This is a genomic window from Streptomyces sp. NPDC048291 (genome assembly GCF_043201715.1).
GTDB lineage: Bacteria > Actinomycetota > Actinomycetes > Streptomycetales > Streptomycetaceae > Streptomyces.
In genome coordinates this window covers 96380-115992 of record NZ_JBICZC010000020.1, presented here as the reverse complement: position 1 = coordinate 115992, position 19613 = coordinate 96380, and the positions used below count along the sequence as shown (strand labels likewise).

The 19613-nt window shown below is 74.0% G+C and carries 15 protein-coding genes; 6 read left to right on the top strand and 9 right to left on the bottom strand.

The window, feature by feature from the left end; all coding sequences use genetic code 11:
* Positions 1-299: 299 nt before the first annotated feature.
* Positions 300-1055 (top strand): hypothetical protein, encoded by a 756-nt coding sequence (locus ACGF5O_RS43380; RefSeq protein ID WP_393815453.1) that lies wholly within the window; start codon positions 300-302, stop codon positions 1053-1055.
* A gap of 8 nt (positions 1056-1063) precedes the next feature.
* Here the strand turns inward: ACGF5O_RS43380 and ACGF5O_RS43375 are convergent, their stop codons facing one another.
* A complete protein-coding gene (locus tag ACGF5O_RS43375) occupies positions 1064-2812 on the bottom strand; it encodes a DUF6350 family protein (protein ID WP_393815452.1) in 1749 nt (582 codons plus the stop codon).
* Positions 2813-2869: 57 nt separating this feature from the next.
* Here ACGF5O_RS43375 and ACGF5O_RS43370 point away from each other — a divergent pair, with 57 nt between their 5' ends.
* On the top strand, positions 2870-3718 hold the full coding sequence (locus ACGF5O_RS43370) for an RNA polymerase sigma factor (protein ID WP_393815534.1): 849 nt from the start codon (positions 2870-2872) through the stop codon (positions 3716-3718).
* Positions 3719-3950: 232 nt separating this feature from the next.
* Here the strand turns inward: ACGF5O_RS43370 and sucD are convergent, their stop codons facing one another.
* The 7 genes from sucD to ACGF5O_RS43335 all read right to left on the bottom strand — a co-directional run bounded on the left by sucD (position 3951) and on the right by ACGF5O_RS43335 (position 13027).
* Positions 3951-4835: a succinate--CoA ligase subunit alpha gene (gene sucD / locus ACGF5O_RS43365; protein ID WP_362592047.1), complete on the bottom strand. Its 885-nt coding sequence runs from the start codon at positions 4833-4835 to the stop codon at positions 3951-3953.
* Between the two features lie 27 nt (positions 4836-4862).
* Entirely contained in the window at positions 4863-6044 is a 1182-nt protein-coding gene (gene sucC / locus ACGF5O_RS43360) for an ADP-forming succinate--CoA ligase subunit beta (protein ID WP_362592044.1), read from the bottom strand.
* Positions 6045-6599: 555 nt separating this feature from the next.
* Positions 6600-6911 (bottom strand): hypothetical protein, encoded by a 312-nt coding sequence (locus tag ACGF5O_RS43355; protein WP_393815451.1) that lies wholly within the window; start codon positions 6909-6911, stop codon positions 6600-6602.
* Between the two features lie 232 nt (positions 6912-7143).
* The gene (locus tag ACGF5O_RS43350; RefSeq protein ID WP_393815450.1) at positions 7144-8052 is read right to left on the bottom strand and encodes a hypothetical protein; all 909 of its coding nucleotides are present in this window, start codon (positions 8050-8052) and stop codon (positions 7144-7146) included.
* 204 nt (positions 8053-8256) lie between these two features.
* A complete protein-coding gene (locus tag ACGF5O_RS43345) occupies positions 8257-9474 on the bottom strand; it encodes a VWA domain-containing protein (RefSeq protein ID WP_393815449.1) in 1218 nt (405 codons plus the stop codon).
* Positions 9471-11876, bottom strand: coding sequence for a DUF5682 family protein (locus tag ACGF5O_RS43340; RefSeq protein ID WP_393815448.1), 2406 nt, complete (start codon positions 11874-11876; stop codon positions 9471-9473). Before ACGF5O_RS43340 ends, ACGF5O_RS43345 begins: the two co-directional genes overlap by 4 nt.
* Positions 11873-13027, bottom strand: a complete 1155-nt coding sequence (locus ACGF5O_RS43335; RefSeq protein ID WP_393815447.1) for an AAA family ATPase — start codon at positions 13025-13027, stop codon at positions 11873-11875. The genes ACGF5O_RS43340 and ACGF5O_RS43335 overlap by 4 nt, the downstream gene beginning before the upstream one ends.
* A 132-nt stretch (positions 13028-13159) precedes the next feature.
* Between ACGF5O_RS43335 and ACGF5O_RS43330 the strand changes: the two genes are divergently transcribed.
* Positions 13160-14515, top strand: a complete 1356-nt coding sequence (locus tag ACGF5O_RS43330) for an SWIM zinc finger family protein (RefSeq protein WP_393815446.1) — start codon at positions 13160-13162, stop codon at positions 14513-14515.
* 73 nt (positions 14516-14588) lie between these two features.
* Positions 14589-16202 carry a DUF5691 domain-containing protein gene (locus ACGF5O_RS43325; protein ID WP_393815533.1) on the top strand — a complete coding sequence of 538 codons (1614 nt, stop codon included), beginning with the start codon at positions 14589-14591 and terminating at the stop codon, positions 16200-16202.
* A gap of 87 nt (positions 16203-16289) precedes the next feature.
* Here ACGF5O_RS43325 and ACGF5O_RS43320 read toward each other — a convergent pair whose 3' ends face one another.
* On the bottom strand, positions 16290-16706 hold the full coding sequence (locus ACGF5O_RS43320; RefSeq protein WP_393815445.1) for a cobalamin B12-binding domain-containing protein: 417 nt from the start codon (positions 16704-16706) through the stop codon (positions 16290-16292).
* Between the two features lie 324 nt (positions 16707-17030).
* On the opposite strand from ACGF5O_RS43320, the gene ACGF5O_RS43315 reads away from it, so the two are divergent.
* Positions 17031-17897, top strand: coding sequence for an alpha/beta fold hydrolase (locus tag ACGF5O_RS43315; protein WP_393815444.1), 867 nt, complete (start codon positions 17031-17033; stop codon positions 17895-17897).
* Positions 17898-18139: 242 nt separating this feature from the next.
* Positions 18140-19609 carry a M23 family metallopeptidase gene (locus ACGF5O_RS43310; RefSeq protein WP_393815443.1) on the top strand — a complete coding sequence of 490 codons (1470 nt, stop codon included), beginning with the start codon at positions 18140-18142 and terminating at the stop codon, positions 19607-19609.
* Positions 19610-19613 lie beyond the last annotated feature (4 nt).

Here is a 19613-nt window from a genome sequence, read left to right as displayed (position 1 = left end):
TCGCGCCCCGGGATACGGGGAAGTCTACGAAGCGGCCGACCGTCAGCAACGATACCGGCACACCGGACGGCCCCCACGGGACGGGGGCGTGGCCGGAAGGTAGCGTCTGGGAGGTACCGGGGCGGGAACGCGTCCGGGATACGACGCGTTCACGGGGTAGGCGGTCGTTTCGGCTGCTGTGCCGATCGCCCGCAGCCCCCCGTCCGCCGTGCCCAGCAGTATCCAGACGATCCAGCCGTATCCAGCCCATCCATCAGCTCTGTTCTGTTCATCTTGATCTAGGGGAAGACGCTCACTTGATGCCGGACCGCAGCCTGGGACTTCGCATGCTCCCCCCGCAGTCGGTACAGGGAGGGACGCGTTCCGCCGTGCTGCCGCGGGAGCGGCCGGCCTCGCCGCCGGACGCGCCCTCGGACCGGCCGAAGGGCGGCCGGCAGGATGACCAGCAGGACGACAACCCCTTCGCCCCGCCGCCTGAGGGCACGCCGGACAGCCCGTGGCGGCCGCGCCGCCCGGCCGGTGACGACGACCGGGAAGCGCCGTGGGGCAGTCAGTGGAGCGACCGCCAGCCCGGCCGGCAGTCCGGCGGCTTCGGCGAGCGTCCCGACGGCGGCCCGGGCGGCGGGGGACAGAACGGCCCCGGCGGTCCCGGCGGCCCGGGCATGCGCTGGGACCCGACCGACCCGGCCCAGCGGCGGGCGCGGTACGCCCTGCTGTGCGGCATGTGGGCCTTCCTCTTCGCGCTCTTCAGCTGGCCGTACGTGGCGCTGCTGCTCGGTGCCCTGGCCGTGTACTGGGGCATCAGCGCGCTCCGCGCCAAGCCCCGCAACCCGGACGAGGCCACCACCGGCCGCCCCCAGACGACGGCGGCGATCAGCGGCCTGGTCACGGCGTCCCTGGCGCTGGCCCTGGTGGCGGCCAACTTCACCGCCCAGATGGTGTACCGCGACTACTACACCTGCGTCTCGGACGCCCTCACCAACGAGGCCAAGCAGTCCTGCGACCATCTGCTGCCGAAGGAGCTGCGCGGGGTACTGGGCAGCGGCAACAGCTGACGGGAGCATCAGGGGCCTTCGGCGTCCTCGGCGGCCGGCTCGGACAGCTTCCGCAGCGCCGTCCAGCGGGCCTTGCGCGCCGCCTCGTCCGCCCAGGGGCCGGGCAGCGGGTCGACGGGCAGCACCTCGTGCGGCTCGGCCGGCAGCGCCTCGTACTGCTCGGAGTCGCCGCCGCCGTCGATCTGATCGGGCAGCAGCCCGGCGACGAAGACCCGGGGCGGGGTGGGGGCCGCGCCCGAGGCCTGGGCCGGAGTCCGGGCGGGGGCCGGGACGGGATGCGAGGCCGACGACGACTGGCCGCCCTGCGCCTGCTCCTTCTTCTCCGTGTGGTCCTCCTCCGTCTGCTTCTTCTGCGTGCGCTTCTTCTCCTTCTGGTTCTCCTCGGCCTGGCCGTCCCGCGGCGTCCGTCCGGCGAACCCCAGCCAGGCGGCGAGTGAGGCGGCGCCCTCCCTCCGCCACGCCCGCAGCATCAGGGCGCCCGGCAGCCCCACCGCGAGGAGCCAGCCGCCGGTCGCCGCGCCGGTCTGCCACCAGACCGGGCCGAAGGAGGTGAGCGCGGCGACGCCCAGCGGGCCGCCGGCCAGCTCGGCCTGCGCCGCGAGCAGCAGCGCCCCCAGCAGGGCCGCGAGTGCCACCACCCCGGCCGTGCGCTCGGCCGACCAGCGCCGCCGGACCGCCCGCGCCGCCACGAACCACGCCGTCGTCACCCCGGCCGCCACCGGCACCACGCCCGCCACCCAGTTCAGCGGGGTTCCGGGACCGTGCTGCGGTACGGCCGCCAGCAGCGGGAAGGGCGGCAGCAGCGGTGCCGGATCCGAGGCCAGCGGGTTCACGAGGTGGCCGGCGCCGAGCGTGAAGCCGGGGCCCACGGCGTACGACGCGGACCACACCGCCGCGTTCGGGATCAGCGAGACGCACAGGAGCAGGACCGCGCACCGGCCCGTCCAGCCCTCCGTCAGCTGGAGGAACGACGACCGTGTGGCGTCGCCGTGCGCCACCAGCGACACCGCGAGCAGCAGCGTCCCGCCCCCGAGGAACACGGCCGTCCCGGCCAGGGACGCGCGCAGGGCCGTACCCCACCGCACCCGTGTGTCGCGCCCGAGCAGCCGCCGCCGTACCGCGCCCGGCAGTACGTGCACCAGGCCCAGCAGCGGTTCACGCGGACGGCCGTACGCCGTCCACACCCCGGCGCCCGCCGCGCACGCCGCGAGCAGGGGCGGGCCCACCGCCACCCACGCCCACTGGGGGCGCAGGTCACCGCCGGACGCGTACAGCGCGGCACAGCCGCCGACGCCGAGGTAGCCGGCGACGACCCCGGCCCAGGCCGTACGGGCGCGGACCGGTGGCGGCGCGTCGGGGTCGTCGCCGTCCGGCGCGTCCACCGCGTACCGCGCCGCCCGGTACAGCAGCAGCGCGGGCAGGACGAGCAGCAGCAACGGCGTCACCCCGACCGGCGCCGGCACCCCGGACAGCGTGTCGGTGCGGACCAGTTCGACGCCGTGGGCGAGCAGCCACAGCCCGGCCGCGACGTGCAGCGCGCCGCCAGGACCGCTGTCGGGGTACGGCGAGCTGACCCACAGCGCGATCGCCAGGACGGCGAAGGAACCGAGTCCGAGCCCGGCCGCGAGCGCGCCGGCCGCCAGGCTCGCGCCCAGTCCCGGGGAACGGTCGCGCACCCGGCTGAGCAACGGCTGCGACGACGATCGACGGGACGGCAGGGACGGTCGGCGGGCGGTCATCCGAATCACGACCGCCATGCTCCCAACGACACGCGCTTTTCCGTCGTAACCGATGAACAGCCGAAGTGTCGCCCAATATATGTTTATGTGCTTTTTCGAAGGGAGGTGCGCCCGATGACGAACCCCGCTCTGACGCCCGCTCAGGCCTTCGACGCGCTCTACGCGTTCTGCGCCCCGGCCCTGGTACGGCAGACCTACCTGCTCACCGGCCGCCGGGAACTGGCGCAGGAGGCCGTCGAGCGGGCCTTCCAACTGGCCTGGCAGAACTGGCCGCAGGTGGCCCGTGACCGGGACCCGGCCGGCTGGGTGCGGGCGGCGGCGCACGAGTGTGCGCTCTCCCCCTGGCACCGTTTCCGGCTGCGGTACCGCCACCCCGAGCCGCCACCGGCCGACGCGGCCGACCGCGCGCTCCTGGAGGCGCTGCTGAGGCTGCCGCCGTCGTACCGGCGCACGCTGTTGCTGTACGACGGTGTCGGCCTCGACCTGCCGGAGACCGCGGCGGAGACGGAGGCGAGCACGCCGGCCGCGGCCGGCCGGCTGACCCGGGCGCGGCGACTGGTAGCCCGTCAGGTGCCGGAACTCGCCGATCCCGCGGCGCTCCACCGCCGGCTGGCCGAACTGGCCTCGACGGAGCGGTTGCGGGCGGCCCAGCCGCCCAGCGTGCGGACGTTCGCCGAACAGCGGACGCGCTTCTGGACCCGGTCCGCGCTGGCCTTCACGGCGACGATCATCGCGGCGACCACCCTCACGCTGCGGACGGCGCCGACGCACTACGAGGCGCCGATCGGCCCGGCCCAGGCGATCAGCGGGGTGCCGGCGGAGGTGGGGCTGGGGCCGTTGTCGGCGGGGGAACGGGCGCTCCGGCTGAAACTGCAGCGGGACGCGGACAACGGGCCGGAGAGATTGGCGCCGGTGGCGAGGTAGCGCGGTCGGGTGCGGCTGGGTGTGGGGGCTGATCGCGCAGTTCCCCGCGCCCCTCCCAGCTGCGGGCAGTCGTGCCTCCCCCAGCGCCTTAAGGGCCTGGGAGGTGCCCCCAGGCGGCACGGGTGGGCGCGGCGGCACCCGGCAAGCGCCGGTGAGCGAAACGCCCGTAGGCCCGCCCCCACCCCGGGGACGGGCCTACCGACGTTCAGTCGACCGGCGTCGAGAACGACGTTCAGCCGGCGAGGATCTCGCGCGCCAGCTTCGCCGTCTCGGTCGGGGTCTTGCCGACCTTGACGCCCGCGGCCTCCAGGGCCTCCTTCTTCGCCTGGGCGGTGCCCGACGAACCGGAGACGATGGCGCCGGCGTGGCCCATGGTCTTGCCCTCGGGGGCGGTGAAGCCCGCGACATAGCCGACGACCGGCTTGGTCACGTTCTTCGCGATGAAGTCCGCGGCCCGCTCCTCGGCGTCGCCACCGATCTCACCGATCATCACGATCAGGTCGGTCTCGGGGTCGGCCTCGAACGCGGCGAGCGCGTCGATGTGCGTGGTGCCGATGATCGGGTCGCCACCGATGCCGACGGCGGTGGAGAAGCCGATGTCACGGAGCTCGTACATCATCTGGTACGTCAGCGTGCCGGACTTCGAGACCAGGCCGATGCGGCCCGGCTTGGTGATGTCGCCCGGGATGATGCCGACGTTCGACTGGCCGACGGAGATGATGCCGGGGCAGTTCGGGCCGATGATCCGGGTCTTGTTGCCCTTCTTGCCGGCGTACGCCCAGAACGACGCCGAGTCGTGCACGGCGATGCCCTCGGTGATCACGACGGCCAGCGGGATCTCGGCGTCGATGGCCTCGACGACCGCGTCCTTGGTGAACTTCTCCGGCACGAAGATGACGGAGACGTTGGCGCCGGTCTTCTCGATGGCCTCGGCGACCGTACCGAAGACCGGTACCTCGGTGCCGTCGAAGTCCACGGTCTGCCCCGCCTTGCGCGGGTTGACGCCGCCCACGACGTTGGTGCCGTCGCCCAGCATGAGCTTGGTGTGCTTCATGCCCGTGGCGCCCGTCATGCCCTGGACGATGACCTTGCTGTCCTTGTTGAGCCAGATAGCCATGGTGTGTTGTGTCCTCGTCCTGAGTGCTTACTTGGCGGCGTTTGCCAGCTCGGCGGCCTTGTCGGCGGCGCCGTCCATGGTGTCGACGCGCTGCACCAGCGGGTGGTTGGCGTCGGTGAGGATCTTGCGGCCCAGCTCGGCGTTGTTGCCGTCGAGGCGGACGACGAGCGGCTTGGAGACGTCCTCGCCGCGGTCCTCAAGGAGCTTCAGGGCCTGCACGATGCCGTTGGCGACCTCGTCGCAGGCGGTGATGCCACCGAAGACGTTGACGAAGACCGACTTGACGTCGGGGTCGCCCAGGATGATCTCCAGGCCGTTCGCCATGACCTGGGCGGAGGCGCCACCGCCGATGTCCAGGAAGTTGGCGGGCTTGACGCCACCGTGGTTCTCACCGGCGTACGCGACGACGTCCAGGGTGCTCATGACGAGACCCGCGCCGTTGCCGATGATGCCGACCTCGCCGTCGAGCTTGACGTAGTTGAGGTTCTTCTCCTTGGCGGCGGCCTCCAGCGGGTTGGCCGCGGCCTTGTCGTGCAGCTCCGCCCAGTCCGCGTGGCGGAACTCGGCGTTGTCGTCCAGCGACACCTTGCCGTCCAGGGCGATGACGTCACCGGAGGCGACCTTCGCCAGCGGGTTCACCTCGACGAGGAGGGCGTCCTCCTTGATGAAGGTGTCCCACAGCGTGACCAGCACGTCGGCGACCTTGTCGGCGACCTCGGCCGGGAACTTCGCGGCGGCGACGATCTCCTTGGCCTTGGCCAGGTCCACACCGTCGATCGCGTTGATCGGGGTCTGGGCGACGGCCTCGGGGCGGGTGGCCGCGACCTCCTCGATCTCCATGCCGCCCTCGACGGAGGCGATGGAGAGGAAGGTGCGGTTGGCACGGTCGAGGAGGAAGGAGACGTAGTACTCCTCGAGGATCTCCGGGGCGGTCTCGGCGATCATCACCTTGTGGACCGTGTGGCCCTTGATGTCCATGCCGAGGATGTCCGTCGCACGGGCGACGGCCTCGTCCGCGGAGGTGGCCAGCTTGACGCCACCGGCCTTGCCGCGACCACCGACCTTCACCTGCGCCTTGACGACGGACTTGCCGCCCAGCCGCTCGGTGATCTCGCGCGCCGCCTCAGGCGTGTCGATGACTTCACCGGCCAGCACCGGTACATCGTGCTTGGCGAAGAGGTCCCTCGCCTGGTACTCGAACAGGTCCACGCGCTTCCGTCCCTATCAGTGATCTCGCGGTTCGTTGGATGCGTGGGCGTGCCGCGAAGGGCAACGTGACGTCCGCAATGTGTCACAAGGGGTGCGCACACGGTGTCCGAGCGCGCGGCATGTCCGTCTCGCAGATTATCGCCGCTCGCTGGGGGTCTCTAAATCGGGAGTCACACCTGAGCGGTGATACCTGTCACATGATGCCGGGTATCCGGGGTTCTCGTGGCACGGCGTGCCGTCTTGCGTGCGAAGTGCGAGGCCTCACCGGGCTGGGGTTGGCCCGGTGAGGCCCCAAGGCCCCGAGGACTTCCTGCGTCCTCGGGCCGGGCGGCCGCGCCCCGCCCCAGGGGGGAGGGCCGCCCCGAGACCGTGGGATTCCGGCCGGACGGACCGACGGCGTTCGGCCGCCCGTACCGGACCGCCCACGGAGTCGCGGAGAGCCGGTCGCACGGGCCTGCGCCCGACGGCCGACCTCCGAGTCATGGGGTCATGCGGTCGTGGAGCTCATGGGGTCGTGGAGCTCATGCGGTCGTGGAGCTCATGCGGTCGTGAAGCTCATGGGGTCGTGGGGGTGACGGCCGGGCGGCCGGGGAAGCGGCCGGGGGCCGTCTCGGTGGCCGCGAGCATGGCCTCCGCGCGGTTCTGGAGGGCCTGGGCGTGGGCTCGGGCGGTGGCCTGCGCCTTGGCCGTGGCCGTCGCGGCGCGGGCCGCACGGGCGCCCTGGATGGCCTGGGCGCCGCGGATCCGGTCCGCCCGGCCCGGCCCGGCGGGCGGCTGCACGGCGCCGGCCGCCGCGGGCCGGCCGAACGCAAACGCCCAGCTCCCACCGGCGGAGGTGATCGTGGAACGGCCGATGTACTCGTTCATACGTGTGTCAGTCCTTCGGGGCTCCGGCACGTTCAGCACGTGCGGACGGAGCCGGGAGAGCTTCCGGTGCGGCCGGAAGCGCGGCTGGGGACATCGCCGCCCGGAGCGCTCGGCAGGGGAACCGAGGCGTGTTCACGGAGTCCAGGAGAGGGATCCGCGGGGTCCGGACGGACGGGCAGACCTGTTCCGCCCCCGCGCGGCAGGTCCGTGGCGGGGAAGGGGGTCGCCGGTCCTAGCCGGGGAAGAGGGGGATGTCCCGGTACCTGTCCCGGGTCCCGGCCGCGTCGAGCCGCGCGGCGGCAGCGGGCGCGAGCCTGAGCGGCGCCCGGTCGGCGAAGGTCACGGCGTACGCGTCGCCGTGCCGGGAGGCGGTGCCGTCCACCGCCGCCTTGCCCAGTGCGCCGTCCGGGTCACCGGCGGGCGCGGGGCGGGCGGGCGCGTCGACGGCACGGCCGGCCCGGTCGACCCGGTGGCCGTCGGCGTGCGTCACCTCGCCGGAGGCGAAGGCCAGGGCGGCGATCCGCGGCCCGTACGACGCGGCGGGGCCCGCCGCGTCCGTTTCCGTACGGGGCTTCTCGCGCCCGGCGTCGTGCGTGACCGGTGTCCGCGGCTGCGCCTGCGTGGGGCCGGGCGCCGGCGTCACCGGTGCCGGGGCCGACTCGGCCGGCGGGGCGGAGACGACGGGGAGCTCCGGCACCTGCACCACCGGCACGCCGGACAGCCCCCCGGTCACCTGCCGCACCGTCTCGGTGACCGTCTCGGTGAGCGTCTCGGTGAGGGCCGAGACGACGGGAGAGGTCACGGTCCCGGTCACCGTGTCGCTCACTGTGCCGGTGACGGACCGGACGACTTCGCCCACGCCGTCCACCACCGGCACGGCCTCGGCGACGGGCTTTCGCGCCGCCCCCGGCTCCGGGTGCGGCGCGAGCTTGTGGGGCACCGCCGACGTCAACGTCGACGTCACTGCCGACGTCAGCGACGGCGTCGACGCCGCCCCCTCGGCCGCCTGCGCCTGCTGCCCGCAGAGGAAGCCGAGCGCGAGCACTCCGCCGACCAGCAGCGCCAGTTGCAGCGCACGCCGTGCCGGCGCCGTACGCAACACGCGTACGGCGGCACCGGACAGAACGGCTGGCGAGGTCAAGACGGGGAGGATCCTCCCGTGCGGCGGAACAGAGCAGAAGGGGTCCAACGGCGTGAAGGCCGGTGAAAGACCAGTGGAGACTTCGATCCTTGCACGGGACTCCCGAGGGTGCGCAAGCCCCCTGTTACCGATGGGTACTCATGTCCCTTTTGGCGCCCGAGCCGGACATCACCGAGTCGACAAGTCACCCTCCGGGTGCGGTCGTCACAGGGGGTCCGGCACCGGAATCGGCCGCTTCTCGATCGCCGCCGCCATCACCTCGGGGAAGAGGTCAGGCGTGCACGCGAACGCCGGTGCACCCAGCGCCGCGAGCGCGGCCGCGTGCTCCCGGTCGTACGCCGGCGCGCCCTCGTCCGACAGCGCGAGCAGCGCCACGAACTGCACCCCCGACGCCTTCATCGCCGCGACCCGCTTCAGCATCTCGTTGCGTATCCCGCCCTCGTAGAGGTCGCTGATGAGGACGACGACGGTCTCCGCGGGCCGGGTGATCTGCGACTGGCAGTACGCCAGTGCCCGGTTGATGTCCGTCCCGCCGCCGAGCTGGGTGCCGAACAGGACGTCCACCGGGTCGTCCAGCTGGTCCGTGAGATCGACCACCGCGGTGTCGAAGACGACGAGCCGGGTGTCGATCGACCGCATGGACGCCAGCACCGCCCCGAAGACGGAGGCGTACACCACCGACGCGGCCATCGATCCGGACTGGTCGATGCAGAGCACCACCTGCTTCTTCACCGACTGCGACGCCCGGCCGTACCCGACGAGCCGCTCCGGCACGATCGTGCGGTACTCCGGCAGGTAGTGCTTGAGATTGGCCGAGATCGTGCGGTTCCAGTCGATGTCGTGGTGGCGCGGGCGGCTGATCCGGGCGCTGCGGTCGAGGGCGCCGGTGAGGGTGGCCCGGGTGCGGGTGGCCAGCCGCTTCTCCAGGTCCTCGACGACCTTGCGCACGACCGCCCGGGCCGTCTCCTTCGTCGTCTCCGGCATCGCCTTGTTGAGCGAGAGCAGGGTGCCGACCAGGTGCACGTCCGCCTCCACCGCCTCCAGCATCTCCGGTTCGAGCAGCAGCGAGGCCAGCCCGAGCCGGTCGATGGCATCGCGCTGCATGACCTGGACGACGGAGGACGGGAAGTACGTCCGGATGTCGCCGAGCCAGCGCGCCACCGACGGCGCCGACGCCCCCAGCCCCGCCGAGCGCTCCCGCCCGGACTGCGGTCTGTCCCCCTTCCCGTACAGCGCGGCCAGCGTCCCGTCCATCGCCGCGTCCCGCCCCGACAGCGCGCACCCGGTCCCGTCGGCGGCCTCACCCCCGAGCACCAGCCGCCACCGCCGCAGCCGCTCCCGCGCGGGATCTCCTGAGTCGGCGCCGGCGCTGGTGTCGCCGCTGCCGGTGTCGGTACCCGCGTCCGTCACGTCCGTGGTCATCTCCCCGCCCCCACAAGGTCGTCGTCCGATTCCGTCGCGTCCTCCCCGTCGCCGAGGCCGAGCAGCAGGCGCAGCACCGGCAGTACGGCGTCGGCGCGCCCGGGGTCCGGCTCGGCGCCGAATCCCGGTGTGCCGTCGGCCTGCCCCGCTCCGCCCCGGCGCCGCTCCCCCGGGCCGCGGCGCACCAGTTCGCCGATCGTCCGGCGCACTCCCGGCTCGTACGCCGAGAACGTCCGGCGCAGCAGCGGCAGCACGTCCGTGAACGCCTCCGCCGGCACGCCGGTCAGCCAGGCGTCGACCAGGCCGAGCAGCCGCTCGTCGTGGACCAGCAGCATCCCGCCCCCGCCGCTCCCGCCGACGAACCCCTCGATCCAGGCGGCGGCGTCCGCCGGTGGGGTTCCCGGCGAGAGCACCAGCCCCATCAGCCGCGCCGCCTCCTCGGGCCCCAGCTCCCCCTCGTCCAGCAGGATCCGCACGGCCCGCCCGCGCAGCACCCCGGGCACGGTGTCCCGCCCGGAGAGCGTGCGGAGCACGGCCCGCCAGCGGAGGCGGAGGTCCGGGTGGCCGGATCCGGCCTGCGCCGACGTCTCCCCGAGCAGCCCCACCGCCGTGTGCACCGCGTCCACATGGCCGCGCATCTCGTCGGCCGCGTCCGCGTCGAGGGCGGCACAGGCCGGCGGGAGTCCGACGAAGACCCGCTCGGCGAGACCCGCGGCGACCTCGGCGAGCGCGGTGGTGCCGGTGCCCCGGACGTCGCCGTAGCGCAGGGAGCGGACCAGGGCCGGCAGGGCCTGGGCGAGATGGCCGACGTCCGTGTCCAGCGCGGCCCGGTCGGCGAGCGCCCGCATCACCACCGGCAGGGCGTCCGGCAGCCCGGCGAGCAGGCAGTGCTCGGCGAGAGCGGTGACGTCGGCGAGGGCGCCCGCCTGCCCCGCGTCGGCCTCGGCCCTGGCGGTCGCCGCGCCCTCGACGGTCGTCCCCCACACGCCGGCCTCGGCCACCCGTACCGACAGCTCCGGCTCCCAGCGCAGCCGCCAGGTCTCCCGGAACGTGCCCGTGCTCCCCCGCGACTGCGCGGGCTCGCCCCACTCGACGCCGAGCAGCCGCAGCCGGTGCAGCAGGCGGCTGCGCCCGGCGTCGGTCTCCTTGCGCAGGTCGAGCTCAAGCTCCCGCTCCAGTGCCTCCGGCTTCAGCCGGAGCCGGCGCTGCTCCCGGGTCAGGTCCCGCTGCAACGGCACCGCGGGCGCCGCCTCCGGCACCTCTCCCAGCACGTCCCCGACCACCAGCCGGTCGTGCACCAGCGCCAGCGGGACGTCCGAGCCCTCGCAGAGCACCGCCCGCACCGCGTCGGTCGTCTCACCGAGGCCGGGCAGCGGGCGGCCCCGCATCGCCGCGAGCGTCTCGGCCAGCCGCACCGCCTCGATGACATGGGCCGAGGAGACGATCCGGCCCTCCTCGCGGAGCAGTCCGGCCACCTTGGTGAGCCACCGCTCCAGCGGCCGGTCCGGGGCGCGGAACAGATGCCCGTACCAGCCGGGCGAGTCGATGCCCGCGCCGTAGCCGCTCGCCCGGGCCAGCCGGCGGTTCGTCCACGGCACCCAGGTCATGTCCGCCTTGACCTTGGGGAGCCCCTTCAGCAGTTCCCGGTCGGCGGCGACGGTGGTCCTCGCGCGCAGCGCCGGCACGTGCCACGCCCCGCACACCACCGCGACCCGCTCCCCGAACTCCCGCTGCGCGGCGCGCAGCCGGAGCCGCATGTGGGCCTCCCGCACGGGATCCCGGTCGCGGCCTCCGCCCCCGTACGTCTCGCGGAGCGCCTCCATCGCCTCCGCCACCGCGGCGAACGGCGCGAACACGTCCCGCTCCCCGTCCCCGCCCCGGTGCTCGACGACGTCCTCCCACCAGCGTTCGGGATCGTCGTGACCGGCGGCCTCGGCGAGCGCGGCGAGAGGGTCGACCCGGACCCGCCGCTGCCCGCCGTCGGATCCGTCAGGTCCGTCGCATCCGTCAGGTCCGTCGTCCGGTTCGCCCGGGTCGTCCTGCCGCTCCCAGGCCAGCGTGTGCGTGGCCGGCAGGTCGATGAAGCGGGCCGGGACCCCGTGCTCCAGGGCCCAGCGGAGCGCCACCCATTCGGGGCTGAAGTCGGCCAGCGGCCAGAACGCGGAGCGGCCGGGCTCGTCCACGGCGTGCGCGAGGAGCGCGACCGGTGGCCGCATCTCCGGGTCGGCGGCCAGCGGGACCAGCGCGTCGGCCTCGGGCGGTCCCTCGATCAGCACGGCCCGCGGCCGGGCGGCGTCCAGCGCGGCCCGCACCGCCCGCGCGGAGCCGGGCCCGTGGTGGCGTACCCCCAGCAGCAGGGGCCCGGGGCCGGGCGACCGCCGCCACGCCGTGTCGTCGCTCACGCGCTCACCTCGCGGCAGGCGCGGTAGAAGTCCTTCCAGCCGTCCCGCTCGCGCACGACCGTCTCCAGGTACTCCTGCCAGACGACCCGGTCTGCGGCCGGGTCGCGGACGACGGCCCCGAGGATGCCGGCCGCGACGTCACCCGCCCGCAGCACGCCGTCCCCGAAGTGGGCCGCCAGGGCGAGGCCGCCCGTGACGACGGAGATCGCCTCGGCCGTGGAGAGCGTGCCGCTCGGCGACTTGATCCTGGTGCGGCCGTCGGCGGTGACGCCGTCGCGCAGCTCACGGAAGACGGTGACGACCCGGCGGATCTCCTCGATGCCTTCGGGCACGGCCGGCAGGTCCAGGGAGCGGCCGAGCTGGTCGACGCGGCGGGCGACGATGTCGACCTCGGCGTCCGGGCTCTCCGGCAGCGGCAGCACCACGGTGTTGAAGCGGCGGCGCAGGGCGCTGGAGAGCTCGTTGACGCCCCGGTCGCGGTCGTTGGCGGTGGCGATCAGGTTGAAGCCGCGCACCGCCTGCACCTCCTGGCCCAGCTCGGGGATGGGCAGGGTCTTCTCGGACAGGATCGTGATCAGCGTGTCCTGGACGTCGGCGGGGATCCGGGTGAGCTCCTCGACCCGGGCCGTCATGCCCTCGGCCATGGCCCGCATGACGGGGCTGGGCACGAGGGCGTCCCGGCTGGGGCCGTGGGCGAGCAGCTGCGCGTAGTTCCAGCCGTAGCGGATCGCCTCCTCCGGGGTGCCGGCCGTGCCCTGCACCAGCAGCGTCGAGTCGCCGCTGACGGCTGCGGCCAGGTGCTCGGAGACCCAGGTCTTGGCGGTGCCGGGCACGCCGAGCAGGAGCAGGGCGCGGTCGGTGGCGAGGGTGGTGACGGCGACCTCGACGATGCGGCGCGGGCCGACGTACTTCGGTGTGATCACCGTGCCGTCCGGCAGCGTGCCGCCCAGCAGATAGGTGGCCACCGCCCACGGCGACAGCCGCCAGCGGGCCGGGCGCGGCCGGTCGTCCTGTGCGGCCAGTGCCGCGAGTTCGGCGGCGAAGGCGTGCTCGGCGTGCGGTCGCAGCGCGCTCTCGACGGTCGTCGGATCGGTCGTCGGATCAGCCGTCGGGTCGGTCGTCGGGTCGGTCGGTTCCACGGACACAGTCATGGCTGAGGCCCCCTCCAGCTCGGCCGGTTCGGATCTGGTGTCCACCGTGCACCACGCCACTGACAATCGCTCTGACCTGCACAGACACGCTCGCCGGGGCGATTGTCAGTGGCGGGATCTACCTTCGATGGCATGACTCAGCAGGGGGTGCGCTGGAGTGCGGACCAGGTGCTGGCCTTGGCGCCTGACGCCGCGTCACGCAAGGCGGGAAGCAGGCTCGGAGCGGCGGGGCCGTGGTCCGGAGCCGGAAGTGGCGAGGAGGGGACGGTATGGGGACTGTGCAAGGGCAGCGGCAGCAAGCCGTACCAGACGATCGTGGACGTCGCCGACCCGGCGGGGCCCGCGTACAAGTGCAGTTGCCCGAGCCGGAAGTTCCCCTGCAAGCACGCCCTGGGCCTGCTCCTGCTCTGGGCGGGCGGGGACGACGCGGTGCCCGGGGCGCAGGAGCCGCCCGACTGGGCCGAGCAGTGGATCGCGGGCCGGCGCAGGCGCGCGGAGGACAAACGGCCGGCCGGCGCCGGGAGTTCCCCGGCCGCCGCTGATCCCGAGGCGGCCCGGCGCCGGGCGGAGCAGCGGGCCGAGCGGGTCACGGCGGGCGCCACGGAGCTGGAGCAGCGGCTGTCCGACCTGCTGCGCGGCGGCCTGGCCGCGGCCGAGCAGGCGGGGTACGGCCTGTGGGAGGAGACGGCGGCCCGCATGGTCGACGCCCAGGCTCCCGGACTGGCCGCGCGGGTGCGGGAGTTGGGGGCGATACCGGGCTCCGGTCCCGGCTGGCCGGTGCGGCTCCTCGAGGAGTGCGCGCTGCTGCACCTCCTCGACCAGGGCTGGCTGCGCCGCGACCGGCTCCCGGCGGGCCTCGCGGCCACGGTCCGCTCCCGCATCGGGCTGCCCGCCCAGGCGGACGGCGCGCCGGTCCGCGACCGCTGGCTGGTCCTCGCCCAGTACGACACGGCGGACCCGAAGCTGACGACCCGCCGGATCTGGCTGCACGGCGCCGAATCGGGCCGTACGGCACTGCTCCTCTCCTACGGCGCGGCCGGCCGCGCCCCCGAGCTGGCGCTGCCCGTCGGGCTCGCCCTGGACGCGGAGCTGTCCGCCTATCCGGGCGCGGGGCAGCACCGGGCGGCGCTGGGCGAGCGGTTCGCCGCACCCGCGCCCCTGCCGGCACGGCCGCCGGGCATGCCGACGGCACAGGCGGCGGCCCGGTACGGGGAGGCACTGCGCGACGACCCGTGGCTGGACTCGGTGCCGGTGACACTCGACCGGGTCGTGCCGGTCCCCGACGGCGACTCCTGGCAACTGGCGGACGCCGAGGCCGAGTCGGCGCTGCCACTGACGCCCGGCGCCCGTTCCGGGCCGGGTCTGTGGCGGCTGGTCGCGCTCTCGGGCGGCGCCCCGGTCACGGTCTTCGGCGAGTGCGGCCACCGCGGCTTCACCCCGCTGACGGCCTGGCCGGAACAGGCGGGCGAGGCGGTACCGCTGTGCTGACCCGGCCGACACCCGAACCGACGCGCAGAGCTATCGGAACCAGCACGACCAGTAGAACTCGCAGAACTCCTGGATCCCGTGGAAGGGGAACCCCGTGACCGCTTGGGAGGATCTCGTCACCACGGCTCTGCTGGGCACGGACCGGCGGCCGCCCGTGACCGGCGGGCCGGGGCGCGAGGCTCCGGTGGCCCTGCTGGACGAGGCGGCCGTGGCGACCGTGCGGCGGCGGGCCGGGCTGCGTCCGGCACCGGCCGCGCGCCGCCCCGAACCGGCCCCCGGGGACCCGCGCCCCGCGCTGCCGGCCGCCGCGGCACGCAGACTGGCGATGCTGCTGTCCGACCGCCCCGGCGCCGCGGCCGGTGGCCGCCGGGGCACCTCGCCCGACCTGATGGAGCTGCTGCCGCAGTGGCTCGCGGCGGCCAACGCACGCGGGTTCGCCGCACCCCCGCAGGCGCTGCCCGCGCTGCTGGACGCGGCCCGCGGCCGTACCGACCTGCGGCCCGCCGCGCTGGCCTTCGCCGGACCGCGCGCGCTGTGGCTGGCCCGGCTCAACCAGGACTGGCGGTTCGCCCTGCGCGCGGCCCCGGGCGGCGGGGCGGCCCTGCCCGGCCCCGAGGACACCGACGCGATACGGCAGCTCTGGCAGGAGGGGCTGTTCGCCGAGCGGGTGGCCCTGCTGGCCGCGTTGCGGGCCCGTGCGCCCGAGGCGGCGCGCGAGCTGCTGGCCGGGACCTGGGCGACGGAGCGGGCCGAGGACCGGCTGATGTTCCTCGACTCGCTGCGCACGGGACTGGCCGCCGGGGACGAGCCGTTCCTGGAGCAGGCGCTGTCGGACCGCAGCCGCAACGTGCGGACGACGGCGGCCGAGCTGCTGTCCGCGCTGCCCGGCTCGGCGCTCGCCGGGCGGATGGCGGTACGGGCGGGAGCGTGCGTGGCGGTCGACCACACCGGGAACGGGCCCGTGATCGCGGTCGAGGCCCCGCCGGAGTGCGACCCGGGGATGGAGCGCGACGGCGTCGTGGCCAAGCCGCCGACCGGACGCGGCGAACGGTCGTGGTGGCTGGGGCAGTTGGTGGAGGCGGCCCCGCTCTCCTGCTGGCCGGCCCGGCTCGGCGGCCGCACGCCCCGGGAGATCGTGGCGCTGACGGTGGCGGACGGCTGGCAGGGCGAGCTGCACGCGGCCTGGTGCCGGGCCGCCGTACGGCAGCGGGACGCCGGGTGGGCGAGAGCGCTGCTCGGGGTGCCGGCGGCACCGGAGGCGGGCGGTCCGGGCGCGGTGTCCCTGGCCGAGCGGGCCAAGCTGCTGGGCACGCTGGAGGACGGGGAGCGGGCCGGCTGGGTGGCCGGTTTCATCGCGGCACACGGCCTGTCGGAGGCGTTCCAGCTGCTCGGCGTGTGCGCCGTACCGTGGTCCGCGCCGCTCGGCCGGGCCGTGGTGGACGCCCTCGACATCGCCCGGGACGCGGGGAGTTACCCGTGGAGCTTCAGCGGGGTGATGGGCCTGGCCGAGCGCTGCCTCGACCCCGCGGAAGCCGGCCGCCTCGACGCACTCCTCACCGTCCCGGACGAACGCGAGGACGCCTCACCGGGAGCCGGCGGCTACTGGGCGGAAGCCTTCCAACGCCTGATGACAACACTGAGACTGCGGGCAGCCATGCTCACAGAGCTGAACAACAGCGCCCCATAGGGGCGCGGGGAACTGCGCGCCCAACCACGACGGCGCCGCGGACGACACACGCCCCGCACCCTGAAGTCGGCCCCCCGCGAACGCGGCCTACGCCTGGGTCGGCTGCCGCACGTTCTCCCGCACCCACTCCACGATCGACGCCGTCGTGGCCCCCGGCGTGAAGATCGCGGCGACACCCTTCTCCTTGAGAGGGGCGATGTCGTCCTCGGGGATGATGCCGCCGCCGAAGACGAGGATGTCCTCGGCCTCACGCTCCTTGAGGAGGTCGAGGACCGCCGCGAAGAGGGTGTTGTGGGCACCGGAGAGGATGGAGAGGCCGATCGCGTCGGCGTCCTCCTGGATGGCCGTGTCGACGATCTGCTCCGGCGTCTGGTGGAGCCCGGTGTAGATGACCTCCATGCCCCCGTCGCGCAGCGCCCGCGCGATGACCTTGGCCCCGCGGTCGTGGCCGTCGAGCCCCGGTTTGGCCACCACCACACGGATCGGACCGGCTGCCACACCCATCACTGCCTCCATGACCACGAAACGAACACGCCAACATCCATTCGTACCGAGAAGTACCGCACATTCGGCGCGTTCCGCCACCCACCTCAAGTGAACGAACGTTATCTCCAGCATCCCGCAACCGGCAGTTTCGCGGAGGTTACAGAGGGGGAAATCACACACAGCGGGACACGTCAGGGAGCCGCAGCGTGGTCCGCGGGGACGGTACGGCATGCGACGCGGCACGTCGTCGCGGCCCGCCGCCCCCGCCGCCTCCGCCCGGTCTCCCCATGAGGGCACACGGGGGACGGAGCTGTCCTCGGCGTGCCGACAGGAGGTCGGCCGATGAAGGTCACCGAGGTACTGCTGGAGCCGTTCCTCCCGATCTGCCGCCGCTTCCTGCCGAGCAGGCTCACCGGCCTGTCGCTGGCCCTCCTGAAGTCGACCGCCCTGGAGGCCGCGATCCTGGCCGGGCATCTGCTGCTCTACCCGACCGGCCTCACCCCCGAGCGCCGCCCTGCCGTGCCCTCCGTACCGTCGCCGGAGCTCGACGGCACGGCCCGGCTGCCGGTCCGGGCGGCCCCGCCGGTCGTGCTGCTGCACGGTTTCATCGACAACCGCTCGGTCTTCGTCCTGCTGCGCCGCGCCCTCGCCCAGCACGGCGGCCAGCGCGTCGAGTCGCTCAACTACTCGCCGCTGACCTGCGACATCCGTACCGCCGCGGAGTTGCTCGGCCGGCACATCGAGGAGATCTGCGAGCGCACCGGCAGCGGCCGGGTCGACATCGTGGGGCACAGCCTCGGCGGGCTGATCGCGCGCTACTACGTCCAGTGCCTCGGCGGTGACCTGCGCGTCCGCACCCTGGTGACGCTCGGCACCCCGCACTCCGGGACCCGGGTGGCGCCGCTGGCGGACGCGCACCCGATCGTGCGGCAGATGCGCCCCGGCTCGGAGGTCATCGAGGAGCTGACCCGGCCCGCGCCCGGCTGCCGTACCCGGTTCGTGAGCTTCTGGAGCGACCTCGACTCGCTGATGGAGCCGGTGGAGACAGCCCGCGTCGACCACCCGGACCTCATGGCGACGAACGTGCGGGTGACCGGGATCGGCCACCTCGCCCTGCCCGTCCACCCGGCGATCGCGACCGGTATACGACAGGCCCTCGACGAAACACACGCGGAGGAGCGGACCGCGGGCGGTCTGACGGTGGCCTGAGGGCGGCCCGAGGACGGTTCGAAAGCGGCCCGAGGGCGGTTCACGGAGCGCCGAAGAACCCACTCGCCTCGAACAATCCTCGAACACAAGGCCAAACCCGCGCCCGTCGTCCCCCGAAACACGGCCGAATGCCCGTTTCCCGAAACAGCGAAACCTGTTGAAGATTGTCGCGCCCGCATACCGCCGGGTACAGTCGCCGCACTGCTCTGGCAGCCCCTGTTGTCGAGGCGAAAGAGAAGTTGGTGAACGACCGTCACCCGTCGGGGACCATGACCACCCCGGCCCCGGCTTCCGACGCCGATCCGGCGCACTACGCGCCCTACGGCACCCAGGAAGCCCAGTACGGCGACTTCACCACGTACGGCGACCACACCGCCACCGGCACCGCCTTCCACAGCGACCCGCTCTTCGGCAGCCTCCCGGGCCAGGGCCAGGGCCAGGCCACCGGGGCGTACGACACCACGCAGTGGCAGACCGCCGGCGGCCAGACGCCGAACTACGACCCGTACGCGGCCCAGCACCACGCCGCCTACGACTCCGGCGCCTACGACAGCACCGCGTGGACCGTCCCGGCACAGGGGACGGCCGCCGACACCAGCGGCCACTGGGACGCGAACGCCTGGCTCCAGCCCGACCAGTCGGGCATGGCCGGCGCCACCCAGCAGTGGGAGTGGGGCACCCAGGCCTTCGACACCGGCGTGTACGACGCCACGCAGTGGAACTCCGACGGCACCCCGGCACAGCTCCCCGAACACGAGCCCGAGCCCGAATACGAGCCCGAGCCCGAACACGCGCAACAGCACGAGCCGTACGGGGACTTCGAGGAGTACGCGGAGCACGCGGAGCACGGGCAGTACGCGGAGTCGGCCTCGACCGGTGAGCTGCCCGCAGTAACGCCACTGCTGGACGACCAGGAAGAGGTCACCCCGGCCGGCCCGGCCCCGTCGGCGACTCGCGCCGGTTCCCGCGCGGGGGCGCGTTCCCGTCGCCGTACGCCTCCCAAGCGGTCCGCGCTGCTGACCGTCGCGGTGCCCTCCGTGTGTGTGATGGGCGTCGCCGGGATCGCCGCCGCCTCCGTCAACGGCCTGACCGGCGACGGCAAGGACACCACCGCCTCGGCCTCGGACGCGCAGTCGGTGAAACCGTCCGCCGCCAACAGCAAGCTGGACGCCCAGCTGAGGACGCTCTCGGCGGGCGCCGACGACTTCGCCGACCGGGCCAGCCGGACGCAGGAGCGCATCGACCTCAAGACCCAGCAGGAGACCGAGAAGAAGAAAGCGGCGGCGGAGGCGGCCCGCAAGGAGCGGCTGCGCCCGAAGTACGCGCTTCCGGTCACGCAGCGGGGGCTCAGCGCCTACTTCGGCCAGGCCGGCGTCAACTGGATGTCCGTCCACACCGGCATCGACTTCCCGGTCTCCTACGGCACGACGGTGATGGCCGCGACCGACGGCGTCGTCTCCACCAAGTGGAACAGCGCCTACGGCAACATGATGATCGTGACGGCGAAGGACGGCACGGAGACGTGGTACTGCCACCTCTCGTCTTACCGCGTCGCCGCCGGTACGACGGTGAAGGCCGGCGACCCGATCGCGTACTCCGGGAACTCCGGCAACTCGACAGGACCGCACCTGCACTTCGAGGTGCGGCCGGCCGGCGGCGCCGCCATAGACCCGCTGCCGTGGCTGCGCAGCCACGGGCTCGACCCGACCTGACCGG